General features: G+C 60.5%; 10 protein-coding genes. 1 reads left to right on the top strand and 9 read right to left on the bottom strand.

The window, feature by feature from the left end:
• Positions 1 to 63: 63 nt before the first annotated feature.
• From ACI2KG_RS16700 to hmpA, 9 genes are all read right to left on the bottom strand, one after another.
• Positions 64 to 1191, bottom strand: coding sequence for a hypothetical protein (locus ACI2KG_RS16700; protein WP_404662610.1), 1128 nt, complete (start codon positions 1189 to 1191; stop codon positions 64 to 66).
• Between the two features lie 213 nt (positions 1192 to 1404).
• Positions 1405 to 2613 carry an alanine transaminase gene (alaC, locus tag ACI2KG_RS16695; protein WP_404662609.1) on the bottom strand — a complete coding sequence of 403 codons (1209 nt, stop codon included), beginning with the start codon at positions 2611 to 2613 and terminating at the stop codon, positions 1405 to 1407.
• 274 nt (positions 2614 to 2887) lie between these two features.
• Complete coding sequence (cyoE, locus tag ACI2KG_RS16690) at positions 2888 to 3775, bottom strand: heme o synthase (RefSeq protein WP_014861450.1); 888 nt, start codon at positions 3773 to 3775, stop codon at positions 2888 to 2890.
• Positions 3776 to 3786: 11 nt separating this feature from the next.
• Entirely contained in the window at positions 3787 to 4119 is a 333-nt protein-coding gene (gene cyoD / locus ACI2KG_RS16685) for a cytochrome o ubiquinol oxidase subunit IV (RefSeq protein WP_404662608.1), read from the bottom strand.
• Positions 4119 to 4745 carry a cytochrome o ubiquinol oxidase subunit III gene (gene cyoC / locus ACI2KG_RS16680; protein WP_016484942.1) on the bottom strand — a complete coding sequence of 209 codons (627 nt, stop codon included), beginning with the start codon at positions 4743 to 4745 and terminating at the stop codon, positions 4119 to 4121. Before cyoC ends, cyoD begins: the two co-directional genes overlap by 1 nt.
• Positions 4746 to 4748: 3 nt before the next feature.
• Entirely contained in the window at positions 4749 to 6767 is a 2019-nt protein-coding gene (gene cyoB / locus ACI2KG_RS16675; RefSeq protein ID WP_404662607.1) for a cytochrome o ubiquinol oxidase subunit I, read from the bottom strand.
• A gap of 3 nt (positions 6768 to 6770) precedes the next feature.
• The gene (gene cyoA / locus ACI2KG_RS16670; protein ID WP_400615125.1) at positions 6771 to 7715 is read right to left on the bottom strand and encodes a ubiquinol oxidase subunit II; all 945 of its coding nucleotides are present in this window, start codon (positions 7713 to 7715) and stop codon (positions 6771 to 6773) included.
• 559 nt (positions 7716 to 8274) lie between these two features.
• Positions 8275 to 8781, bottom strand: a complete 507-nt coding sequence (locus ACI2KG_RS16665; protein ID WP_400615123.1) for a disulfide bond formation protein B — start codon at positions 8779 to 8781, stop codon at positions 8275 to 8277.
• 455 nt (positions 8782 to 9236) lie between these two features.
• Complete coding sequence (hmpA, locus tag ACI2KG_RS16660; RefSeq protein ID WP_404662606.1) at positions 9237 to 10415, bottom strand: NO-inducible flavohemoprotein; 1179 nt, start codon at positions 10413 to 10415, stop codon at positions 9237 to 9239.
• A 154-nt stretch (positions 10416 to 10569) separates the two neighbouring features.
• On the opposite strand from hmpA, the gene norR reads away from it, so the two are divergent.
• Positions 10570 to 12126 carry a nitric oxide reductase transcriptional regulator NorR gene (norR, locus tag ACI2KG_RS16655; protein ID WP_404662605.1) on the top strand — a complete coding sequence of 519 codons (1557 nt, stop codon included), beginning with the start codon at positions 10570 to 10572 and terminating at the stop codon, positions 12124 to 12126.
• The last annotated feature ends 188 nt before the right edge of the window (positions 12127 to 12314 follow it).

The following is a 12314-nucleotide window of genomic DNA, read 5'->3' as shown; positions in this document are numbered from 1 at the left end:
GGGGGCGGCTGGATAGAGGGGCAATGCAAAAAAAATCGCCACTGATCCGGCCGCCTGCCATGGCTAGCAGATAGCTTTGTAAGTAGACGCATCCCAGCGCTGCAAACCCAGGCCTTCGCTGGGGTCGTAGTCATCGCCCTGCACCTTGCTGAACAGGGTGCGCGCCGCGCCGCAATGCACCAGACGGTCGTTTATTTCACCCTCGGTGAGTACGGTGTAGGACTCACTGCGCATGGCCTGGTAGTAGTTGTCAGTCGCCGCCATGAACTGGTGATACTTCATCAACCGGTTGTCGTCCAAAGCCAGGCACTTGTCCAGTTGCACACCCCAGCGTGCCAGGCATACTTCGGCAAAATGGCGAACGATCAACCCCGGTTCCACCAGTACCTTGCCGTCACCGGCGCCATCCTTTGAAGCATTGCCCACCAGCGTGGCATGCCGCCCTGGCATTGGATACACGCAGATCCGGGTCTGTTGCGCGACGGTAGGGATCACGCAGGCAAACCCTTTTGAACGCTCATCCCGCGAGTAGAAGCCAACGTACTCCTTGACGTTACCAGCCAGGGTAACGCGCTCGGCCTGCACGTTGCCGACGCCGGGCACCGGGTCAACGGCAAAGATGTTCACCGGTATGTCCCGCAATGCCGGATCTTGAGCCATGGCATTGGCCAGCATATGGCAACTGATCCCTCCCCTGCTCCAGCCCACCAGATTGACCTGGGTGGGCAGGCGCGGTTTGCGGAACATGCTGATAATGCGCTCTTGCAGTTCTTGTGGCGTTGGATGGCGCTCGCCGTAGTCATAGGTGCGCCAGAACCAGGAGGCGGTTGAAGAGGCGTCCGGGATGGGCACCCCGGCATCTTTCAGCCGCTGGTACTCATCCTCGCTCAACTTGGTGCGCTGCCAGCTGCTTTCGCCCTTGATCACCTGCAGCACATGGTTGACGTTCTCTTCCCAGCCGCGGCCGAACAGCTGGCCGGTCCAGCTGAAGTAGCCGCCAGGTTCGACGAACAGGTCGTCATCCTGCAGGTTGCCGCTACCGGGGCCGTCCACGGCTAACCAGTGGGCGAATTCGCGGCCCTGGTCGTTGCTGGCCAGGGTCGAGACCAGTTCGCCATTCCAGAAGTTGGGGTTGGCGTCGTCGAAGCGGTGGGAGCCGGTGCCGCAGAAATAGGCGGTGAAGACACTCATGGGGGATCTCTTTGTTGAGAAATGAGTGCTGAAGGTAGGTTGGCTGATGGGTGGGGTGCAGGCGGAAAGGTAGCCTTTGAGTCCGTCGGGGCTGCTTTGCAGCCCATCGCCGGCAAGCCAGCTCCCACATGGCCCCCACAGGACCAGAACCTTGTGCAGTACCTGTGGGAGCTGGCTTGCCGGCGATGGGCCGCGAAGCGGCCCCAAATGGCCTTACTTGCGAGCCAGGCCGTCAGCCCGGAACATCTGGCGAATGCCGCGAATAGCCTGGCGAATACGGTCCTGATTCTCGATCAGGGCAAAGCGCACATGGTCATCACCATAGTCACCAAAACCGATCCCCGGCGACACGCAGACCTTGGCTTCAGCCAGCAGCTTCTTGGAAAACTCCAGCGAGCCCAGGTGCGCATACTCCGGCGGAATCTTCGCCCACACGTACATCGACGCCTTGGGGTTCTCGACCATCCAGCCCAGTTCGTGCAGGCCTTTCACCAGCAGGTTGCGGCGCTGCCGGTACTGCTCGGCAATGTCGCGCACGCACTGCTGGTCGCCTTCCAGCGCGGCGATGGCAGCCACCTGCAATGGGGTGAAGGTACCGTAGTCATGGTAGCTCTTGATCCGCGCCAGGGCGTTGACCAGCTCGGGGTTGCCGACCATGAAGCCGATCCGCCAACCCGCCATGTTGTAGCTCTTGGACAGGGTGAAGAACTCCACCGCAATGTCCTTGGCGCCCGGTACCTGCATGATCGACGGGGCCTTCCAGCCGTCGTAGACGATGTCGGCGTAGGCCAGGTCGTGTATCACCAGCACGCCGTACTGCTTGGCCAGGGCCACCACGCGCTCGAAGAAGTCCAGCTCCACGCACTGCGCGGTAGGGTTGGACGGGAAGCCGAGAATCATCATCTTCGGCTTGGGGATCGATTCGCGAATGGCGCGCTCAAGCTCGTTGAAAAAGTCCACGCCCGGCACCAGCGGCACCGAACGCACCTGGGCACCGGCAATCACCGCACCGTAGATGTGGATCGGGTAGCTGGGGTTGGGCACCAGCACCGTGTCGCCCTGGTCGAGGGTGGCCAGCATCAGGTGGGCCAGGCCCTCTTTCGAGCCGATGGTGACGATGGCTTCGCTTTCCGGGTCGATGTCGACCTCGTAGCGTTCCTTGTACCAGTTGGAAATGGCCCGACGCAGGCGCGGGATGCCGCGCGAGGTGGAGTAGCCATGGGTGTCTTCACGCTGGGCGACCTGCACCAGCTTCTCGACGATGTGCGGCGGGGTGGCGCCATCGGGGTTACCCATGCTCAGGTCGATGATGTCCTCGCTACGGCGGCGGGCAGCCATCTTGAGCTCGGCAGTGATGTTGAAGACGTAAGGGGGGAGACGATCGATGCGCGCAAAGCGGCGCGGCGAACCTGGGTTGGCCATGGCTTCCTCTGAGACGTAAGCGCCCGGAACCGTCCGAGCGACGTTGGCCGATGTGGCGGCCTGGATCAGAAGATAGTGCTGAAACAGGATGCCTGTAAATGACAATTTCCTGTTTTGTTAGAATTTTTCAGATGTATTTTTCGAAAATCAGGATTTTATGTTTTCAGGGCCGGCCTCTTCGCGGCGGTTCGGCGCGAAGAGGCCGGCACAGGAAAAACACCCATAAAAAAACCCCGGCACAATGGCCGGGGCTTTCGTGAAACAGGCAGCTATTTCAGCGTGCGTATGTCATCAGCACGTCCGCAGCAGTCTGGCTGTCCACACCCATCATCACGCTCAGGGCAGTGACGGTGAGGATGGAGAAGCCGAACACCTTGCGCGCCCACTTGCTGTCGTCCTCGGCCTTGTAACCACCCCAGGCCATGTACAGCCAGTACAGGCCCATGGCAGCTGCCACGGCCAGGTAGCCGAGGCCGGCGTAACCGCCGAGGGTAAGCATCAAGGTGGCGAGCACAAAGGCCAGTACGTACAGCACGATCTGCTTCTTCGCCGCGAGAACACCACGTGCCACCGGCAGAACCGGAATGTTGGCAGCGCTGTAATCCTTGAAGCGGAAGATGGCGATGGCAAAGCTGTGCGGCATCTGCCACAGGCTGAACATCACCAGCAGGGTTACTGCAGCCAGGTCGAAGCTGTTGCTGACGGCGCAGTAGCCGATCACCGGAGGCATGGCACCGGACAGGCTGCCGACCAAGGTGCCGTGCACCGATTTACGCTTCAGCCACAGGCTGTAGAAACCGACGTAGACAACAAAGCCAATCAGCGCGCAGAACGCCGACAGCGGGTTGGCCTGAACATACAGCAGGCTGAAACCCGCCACCCCGAGCAGGGTGGCGTAGATCAGCGCGAGGGGCAGCGACATGCCGCCTTGCACCATGACGCGGTTCTTGGTGCGCTCCATCTTGTGGTCGATGTCACGGTCGATGCAGTTGTTGAACACGCATCCGGACGCAACCACCAGCGAAGTACCGATCACCACCGCCAGGAACAAGGCGAAATCCACATGGCCCTTCGAGGCAAGGAAGAATCCGCCTGCCACGGAAAGCACGTTACCGAAAATGATCCCCGGTTTGGTGATTTGGATAAAGTGCTTAACGGACATGCAGTCTTACCTCACTTGGCCATCATTTCGATGTGGATGTTGAACATGATCCACAGCGACAGGCCGACCAGCAGTGCAATAACCATGACGGTGAACAGGAACGTCGACACGTTGTTGCGTTGCTCTTTCGAGCGGTCCATGTGCAGGAAGTAAACCAGGTGAACAACTACCTGGATCACGGCCATGGCAACAATGATCAGAACGGTCAGGTTCTTCGGCAGGCTGGCAGTCATCGCCAGCGCGAACGGGATCGCGGTCAGGATGATCGACAGTACAAAGCCGATCATGTACGACTTGACGCTGCCGTGGTTACCTTCGTGATGAGTGTCGTGTGCGCTAGCCATTACAGAACCCCCAGCAGGTAGACGACGGTGAATACGCAGATCCAGACCACGTCCAGGAAGTGCCAGAACAGGCTCAGGCAGCTCATGCGGGTCTTGGCGGTCGGCGTGATGCCGTGCTTGTTGATCTGGTACATCATGATTGCCATCCAGATCAGGCCGGCAGTCACGTGCAGGCCGTGGGTACCTACCAGGGCGAAGAACGCCGACAGGAAGCCACTGCGCTGCGGGCCGAAGCCCTCGCTGATCAGGTGATGGAATTCATAGATTTCCATCGCGATGAAGCCTGCACCGAACAGGAAGGTCACAGCCAACCAGCCCAGTACGCCTGCTTTCTTGCCGTCGAACATCTTCAGCATGGCGAAGCCGAAGGTGATCGAGGACAGCAGCAGGAACAGCGTTTCAACAGCTACGAAATCGAGCTGGAAGATGTCATGACCCGACGGGCCGCCGGCAAAACTGCCGGACAGCACCGCGTAGGTGGCGAAGAGCGACGCAAACAGGATGCAGTCGGTCATCAGGTACAGCCAGAAGCCCAGTACGGTCATCTGGCCCGAGTCGTGGTGGTGGTCGTCATGCCCATGGTCGTGACCATGAGCAGCGCCGCCGTGCATTACTTGACTGGACATTGATTACACCCGCTCAAACGATTCGACACGTGCGCCGGCAGGCAGAGCACCTGCTGCGGCCAGCGCTTTCAGACGCTCGCCTTCGATGCGCGCCACTTCTTCGGCCGGAACCATGTAGCCCTGGTCGTCACGTGCAGCGTGGCGAACGAAGACTGCGATGGTTGCCAACAGGCTTGCGCCGACCAGCCACCAGATGTGCCAGATGAAGGCAAAGCCGAAGACGGTCAGGAACATACCCATGAACAGGCCGGTGGAGGTGTTACTCGGCATGTGGATGGCTTCGTACTTGCCCGGTACCTTGTAGGCAACACCGGCTTCCTTGGCTTCGTGCCAGGCGTCCAGGCCAACTTTCTCAGGCATGTGAGCGAAGTTGTAGAACGGAGGTGGCGACGAAGTGGACCACTCGATGGTACGGCCGCCCCATGGGTCGCCGGTCACGTCCAGGTTCTGGTTGCGGTCGCGGACCGAAACGAAGATCTGGATCAGCTGGCAAGCGATACCGAACAGGATCAGCACGGCGCCGACAACGGCTACGTACAGGTAGGGTTCCCACAGTGGGTTGTCGGAGTGGTTCAGACGACGGGTCATGCCCATGAAGCCCAGGGCGTACAGCGGCATGAACGCAACGTAGAAGCCCGACAGCCAGAACCAGAAGGCAGCTTTGCCCCACTTCTCGTTCAGGGTGAAGCCGAAGGCTTTCGGGAACCAGAAGGCGAAACCGGCGATGTAGCCGAATACCGCGCCACCGATGATCACGTTGTGGAAGTGCGCAATAACGAACAGGCTGTTGTGCAGGACGAAGTCAGCACCTGGAACGGCCAGCAGTACGCCGGTCATGCCACCGATGGAGAAGGTGACCATGAAGCCCAGGGTCCAGAGCATCGGTGCGGTGAAGCGCACACGGCCTTGGTACATGGTGAACAGCCAGTTGAACAGCTTCACACCGGTCGGGATGGAGATCAGCATCGTCGCCAGGCCGAAGAAGGTGTTGACGCTGGCGCCGGCACCCATGGTGAAGAAGTGGTGCAGCCATACTGCAAAGCCGAGAATGGCGATCGCGCCCGATGCGTAGATCATCGAGTGGTGGCCGAACAGGCGTTTGCCAGAGAACGTCGAAGTTACTTCCGAGAACACGCCGAAGGCCGGCAGGATCAGGATGTAAACCTCAGGGTGACCCCACGCCCAGAACAGGTTGACGTACATCATCGGGTTCCCACCAAGCTCGTTGGTGAAAATGTGGAAGTCCAGATAACGGTCAACAGTCAGCAGCGCGAGTGCAGCAGTCAGGATCGGGAACGAAGCAACGATCAGCACGTTGGCCCAGGTGCAGGTCCAGGTGAAGATCGGCATGTCCATCAGCTTCATGCCAGGTGCGCGCATCTTCATCACGGTGACGAGGAAGTTCACGCCGGTAAGCGTCGTACCCAATCCGGATAGCTGTAGCGCCCAGATGTAGTAGTCGACACCCACCCCAGGGCTGTACTGAATGCCCGCGAGCGGCGGATAGGCAACCCAGCCGGTCTTGGCGAATTCACCAACGCCCAGCGAGATGTTGACCAGCAGCACGCCTGCCAGCAGCAGGTAGAAGCTCAGGGAGTTCAGGAACGGGAAGGCAACGTCACGTGCACCGATCTGCAGAGGAACCGCCAGGTTCATCAGGCCGGTGAAGAACGGCATCGCCATGAAGATGATCATGATCACACCGTGAGCGGTGAAGATCTGGTCATAGTGTTCAGGCGGCAGGTAGCCTTCGGAGCCACCGGTAGCGGCAGCCAGCTGGGTACGCATCATGATGGCGTCGGCAAAGCCGCGCAGCAACATGACCATCGCGACGATGATGTACATCACGCCGATCTTTTTGTGGTCGACCGTAGTCAGCCACTCGCTCCACAAGTAGGTCCACTTGCGGAAATAGGTGATAAGACCGACGACAGCGATACCGCCGAGCGCGATCATGGCAAGCGTCACCATGACTATCGGCTCGTGATAGGGTATCGCCTCCAGGCTTAGTTTACCGAACATCTCTTACTCCTCTGCACCGGCAGCTGGTTGCATACTCGATTCCACACCCTTGGTTGTGGCCAGATCTTTGCTGCCTGCTTCTTCGTGGACCGGCTTGCCGCGGTTCATGCCTTCGTACTTGTCGACGATGGACTGGAACAGCTCTGCTGGCGCCTCGCTGTACAGCGCGACTGGGTTGTATTCGCTAGGCTTGGCCAGAGCTTCGTACTCGGCTTTGCCCAGTTTCAACGGCGACTGCTTGACCTCGGCGACCCACTTGTCGAAGTCTTCCTGAGAGGTGGCAGTAGCCTTGAATTTCATGCCGGTGAAACCAGCACCGCTGTAGTTGGCGCTGATACCGTCAAACACACCGTTTTCGTTGGCGATCAGGTGCAGTTTGGTGGTCATGCCGGCCATTGCGTAGATCTGGCCACCCAGGCCCGGGATGAAGAACGAGTTCATCACGGCGTCGGAGGTGACGCGGAAGTTCACCGGCGTGTTAGCCGGGAAGTTGATCTTGTTGACGGTGGCAATGCCCTGTTCCGGGTAGATGAACAGCCACTTCCAGTCCAGCGCAACCACGTCGATCTGAATCGGCTTCACGTCCGAATCCAGCGGACGGTACGGATCCAGCTTGTGGGTGGACTTGTAGGTGACGTAGCCCAGGGCGATGATGATCAGGATCGGGATGATCCACACCGCGGCCTCGATCTTGGTCGAGTGCGACCAGTCAGGGGTGTAGGTGGCTGCCTTGTTGGAAGCACGGTACTTCCAGGCGAACGCCAAGGTCATGATGATGACGGGAATCACCACCAGCAGCATCAGGCCGGTTGCGATCAGGATCAGGTTCTTTTGCTCAATGCCGACCTGGCCCTTCGGGTCGAGCAGGGTCCAGTTGCACCCACTGAGTAAAAGCATGCCTAAAACGGGCAATATGCCAAACAGTCTGGGGTAACGCTTTTTACTCATCTCACGACCTCTAGATCAGCTTGCTTCAATGCAATTTGTGTTTTGGTAGCCAACACTTCGTCCTGCCAAGTGAGGCATTTCGCGCCCGTACCCGCTCCTGCCTGGGGTCCGACTGCAGGACCTTGGCTTCAAGCGGGTTAGCGGTGCTTATGGTTTCGTAGGCAACAGGCCTGTACTTCAGACCAAGTCCATTTGGTGCGGGAAAACGCGGAGGGGTGTCCGCCCGGTATCGCCGTTGGGCGAAACTTGACGAAGTCAGCAAAAAGGAGCGCTGGGGCTTCCTTCAATCCTGCGACTCGCAAGCAGTGCCGAACGGAAATTGGGGGCGATTGTAGTGAGGTCGCCAACCCTTGACTATGACTTATTGAGCAACAGTCTTTTACAGAATGCGTAACAATAGGGCTGAAAAACTCAACTTCGCGACAGTTTGTCGCACCCCGCTTGCTAGCCCTCAAAGCCCCGTTTTACAAGGCTTCGTGGTTGATCTGAATCAAGCGGGGAGCAACTTTTCACTCTTCACATGCGCTGCAAAAGACCCCATGCAATTCGGGACTTTTGTCTAAGCCTGGCGTCGGTTGCGGTAGATACCGAGCGGAACCAGGATGGCGGTCAGCACGAACGCTACCAGCGCCCATTGTGCCAACGACAAACCGAGGATCGGCGGGTACGGCGTGCTGCAGAAGCCGTCGACCTGGAACGCCAGTGGCCACAGCTTGGCCAGCGGCAGGTCATCGACGATCGGCTGCAGGGTATCGATGCCGCAACTGACCATGGGGTTGGCGAGTATATACACATGGTTGCCGGCCGCAACGATTCCGCCAATGGCACTGAGCACCACCAGTGCTTCGAAGAAGGTCAGGCTGCGGCGCCCCGGCATGGCAGCGGCAAGGAAGGCGAAGACGGCAATGAACAGCAGCGCATAGCGTTGCAGGATGCACAACGGGCAAGGGGCCTCGCCCAGCACCACCTGCATGTACAGGGCGCCGCCGATCAGCGACAGGCAGATCAGGCCCAACAACACCAGAAAGCGCCGTTCCCGATTAAGGCGCGATGTTTGTTCGTTCATTACCGGTTCCTTCGATGGAGAGTGGCAGCGTGGTCTGCCTGCATTGGCGCAAGTCTACACGTTGGGCAGGGCCAGTGAGTGTGCCGAGGAAGCGGCGAGATAGCGCTGCGCAGGGCTATCCGGAGTGGCTAGGACCGGCCGTAACGGCGTCGGTTCAACGCCAGGCGGCAAAAAAGCGGCTGCCCGGGTGCCGCGCAGGGGCAAGCCCCTCGACACCCGGGAGTGAAGGATACCGTGATTAAAGGAGGATTAACGATGAACGCTGCGCCGGTGCTTTCACCTCTCCTTTATATATAGACAAGAAGGTGTGCTGCGGCTCGGCGGGTGAGAATGAATAAGCCTGCACCGGCCCTATCACCGGCAAGCCAGTCCCACAGGTACATCACAGGGCTCAAGACCTGTGCGTTCCCTGTGGGAGCTGGCTTGCCGGCGATAGGGCCAGTACAAGCGCTACATCACTCCAGCGCAGCCGCCGGCCCGAAGAACTCGTAACGGCTCTGCTGCTCCGGCACACCCAGGCCCTTCAGCTGGCGCTTGACCGCCGCCATGAAGCCCTTCGGCCCAAGGAAGTAGGCATCTACATCCCGCTCATGCGGCAGCCACTCGGCCAGCAGATCCTCGCTCAGCAGGCCCACGGCATCGGCCGCAGCCGCCCCTTCCGGCTCGGCATAGCAATAAAAGCGCTTGAGTTGCGGATGACGCGCCGCCAAGCCATCGATCCAGTCGCGGAAGGCATGCACAGCGCCATTACGCGCGCAGTGAATGAAATGCACCTCGCGCTGGGTTTGCAGTGCTGCCTGCAGCATCGCCAGGGTCGGGGTAATGCCCACGCCGCCACTGATCAGCACCAGCGGCTTGTCGCTGGCCGCCAGGGTAAAGTCACCGGCCGGCGGGAACAGTTGCAGGGTATCGCCCACCACCAGCTCATCGTGCAGGTAGTTCGAGACTTTACCGCCCGCTTCACGCTTGACGCTGATGCGGTATTCCTTACCGTCGCACAGTGCCGACAGCGAATAGTTGCGGCGCTGCTCGGCACCGTCGATGTCCAGCTTCAGGCCGATGTACTGGCCAGGCTCGGCCTTGAGTACCGGCTTGCCATCCACCGCGGCAAAGTAGAACGAAACGATCTCGCTGCTTTCCTGCTCGCGGCGCACCAGGCGGAACTCGCGCGTCCCGCGCCAGCCACCCTCGGCCGCTTCCTTCTGTTTATACAAACCTTCTTCAGCACCGATCAGGATGTCGGCCAGCTGACCATAGGCCGCACCCCAGGCCTCGATGACCTCAGGGGTGGCGATTTCCTTGCCCAGCACTTCCTCGATCGCGCGCAGCAGGCAGCTGCCAACGATCGGGTAGTGCTCCGGCAGAATCTGCAGGGCAACGTGCTTGTTGATAATCTGCCCGACCAGGCCGCCCAGCTGTTCCAGCTGGTCGATGTGGCGGGCGTACATCAGCACGCCGTTGGCCAGGGCGCGCGGCTGGTCGCCGCTGGCCTGGTGGGCCTGGTTGAACAGTGGGCGTACCTCTGGGTACTCACTGAGCATCATCTTGTAGAAGTGGGTGGTCAGCGCTTCGCCGCCGCTTTCCAGCAGGGGGACAGTGGCCTTGATGATTGCACGTTGTTCGGCATTGAGCATTGCAACAACTCCTGAGCCTGTGGCTTCAAATGACTGCCCTGACTGTTACAGCAATCGTGCCAACTTTTATGGCCAGCAAAATCAAGGGGTTGACGCAGGTCATGTCAAAACGACCTACCCCGGCGTATAGTCAAATCGACCTATAGGAGTCCATATGACAACAAAGCCGCTGCTCACCGCCCTGCTACCGCTGGTTAGCGACCTGTCCCGCGATTTGCCTGATCAGGAACGCTACCGTCGCCTGTTGCAGGCCATGCGGAGCTTGCTGCCGTGCGACGCCGCCGCGTTGCTGCGCCTGGACGGTGAATGGCTGGTGCCGCTGGCAGTGGATGGCCTGAGCCCCGATACCCTCGGTCGGCGCTTCCGGGTCAGCGAACACCCGCGCTTCCAGATTCTGCTCAGCCACTCGGAGCCCACCCGTTTCGCCAGCGACTCCGAGCTGCCCGACCCCTACGATGGCCTGGTCAACGCCCCGGATGCCGACCTGGAAGTGCATGACTGCATGGGCTGCCCGCTGATGGTCGATGAGCGCCCCTGGGGCCTGGTCACCCTCGACGCCCTCACCCCCGGGCAATTCCAGAGCATGGAGCTGGATGCCCTGCAGGCTTTCGCCAGCCTGGCCGCCGCGACCGTGACCGTGGCCGAGCGCATCGAACACCTGGCCCTGCGCGCCGAAGACGAACACCACCGCGCCGAGATCTACCGCCAGGCCAGCGGCCAGGACAAAGAGCTGATTGGCCAGAGCCCTGCGCACAAACGCCTGGTGGAAGAAATCCGCCTGGTCGGCGGCAGTGACCTGACCGTGCTGATCACCGGCGAAACCGGGGTCGGCAAGGAGCTGGTGGCCCAGGCCCTGCACCAGGCCAGCAGCCGCGCCGACAAGCCGCTGGTCAGCCTCAACTGCGCCGCCCTGCCCGACACGCTGGTGGAAAGCGAGCTGTTCGGCCACGTGCGCGGTGCCTTTACCGGCGCCCATGGCGAACGCCGTGGCAAGTTCGAGCTGGCCAATGGCGGCACCCTGTTCCTCGACGAAGTCGGCGAACTGCCACTGACGGTGCAGGCCAAGCTGTTGCGCGTGCTGCAGAGCGGCCAGTTGCAGCGCCTGGGTTCGGACCGCGAGCACCGCGTGGACGTGCGCCTGATCGCCGCCACCAACCGTGACCTGGCAGCGGAGGTACGCAATGGCAACTTCCGCGCCGACTTCTATCACCGCCTCAGTGTGTACCCGCTACAGGTACCGCCGTTGCGCGAACGTGGGCGGGATGTGCTGCTATTGGCGGGTTACTTCCTCGAACAGAACCGTTCGCGCCTGGGCCTGAACAGCCTGCGCCTGAGCAGTGAAGCCCAGGCTGCACTGCTGGCCTACGACTGGCCTGGCAACGTGCGTGAGCTGGAACACCTGATCGGCCGCTCGGCGCTCAAGGCGCTGGGCCAGCACCCCGATCGGCCACGCATCCTCACCCTGGAAGCCATCGACCTGGACCTGCGCGTGTCTTCGACAACCGCGGCTGCCCTGTCCTCCCCCATGGTCCCATCCCCGGTGGCCAAGCTGCCCCAGGGCGGCCTGCGCGAAGCCGTCGATGTCTACCAGCGCCAGGTGATCGAAGCCTGCCTGCAACGGCATCAGGACAATTGGGCGGCAGCGGCACGAGAGTTGGGTCTGGACCGTGCAAATCTGAGCCGTTTGGCCCGCCGGCTGGGGCTTCGCTGAGGTCTACCTACAAAAGGATTAACCCAGAAAGCCATCTGGTTGCTTTCCGTCTGGCTGCTATATCTCCCTAACCACCCAATTCTCGACTGCCTGGTCGAGGCTGCGCGAAACACCCCTGCAAGGGCTCTGTTACGGCGGTTGTGGCCCGAACTGTTCGGGCGGGGATTCTGGATACCAGCAGGGAGCAT

The organism is Pseudomonas sp. NPDC089407 (genome assembly GCF_044900445.1).
Classification (GTDB): Bacteria; Pseudomonadota; Gammaproteobacteria; order Pseudomonadales; family Pseudomonadaceae; genus Aquipseudomonas.
The sequence above is the reverse complement of the archived record's forward strand: the minus strand, read 5'-3'. Positions and strand labels throughout refer to the sequence as shown.

Coding starts and splice junctions, on each gene's coding strand:
- ACI2KG_RS16700 (WP_404662610.1), bottom strand. CDS start 1,191: ATGAGTGTCTTCACCGCCTATTTCTGCGGCACCGGCTCCCACCGCTTC.
- alaC (WP_404662609.1), bottom strand. CDS start 2,613: ATGGCCAACCCAGGTTCGCCGCGCCGCTTTGCGCGCATCGATCGTCTC.
- cyoE (WP_014861450.1), bottom strand. CDS start 3,775: ATGTCCGTTAAGCACTTTATCCAAATCACCAAACCGGGGATCATTTTC.
- cyoD (WP_404662608.1), bottom strand. CDS start 4,119: ATGGCTAGCGCACACGACACTCATCACGAAGGTAACCACGGCAGCGTC.
- cyoC (WP_016484942.1), bottom strand. CDS start 4,745: ATGTCCAGTCAAGTAATGCACGGCGGCGCTGCTCATGGTCACGACCAT.
- cyoB (WP_404662607.1), bottom strand. CDS start 6,767: ATGTTCGGTAAACTAAGCCTGGAGGCGATACCCTATCACGAGCCGATA.
- cyoA (WP_400615125.1), bottom strand. CDS start 7,715: ATGAGTAAAAAGCGTTACCCCAGACTGTTTGGCATATTGCCCGTTTTA.
- ACI2KG_RS16665 (WP_400615123.1), bottom strand. CDS start 8,781: ATGAACGAACAAACATCGCGCCTTAATCGGGAACGGCGCTTTCTGGTG.
- hmpA (WP_404662606.1), bottom strand. CDS start 10,415: ATGCTCAATGCCGAACAACGTGCAATCATCAAGGCCACTGTCCCCCTG.
- norR (WP_404662605.1), top strand. CDS start 10,570: ATGACAACAAAGCCGCTGCTCACCGCCCTGCTACCGCTGGTTAGCGAC.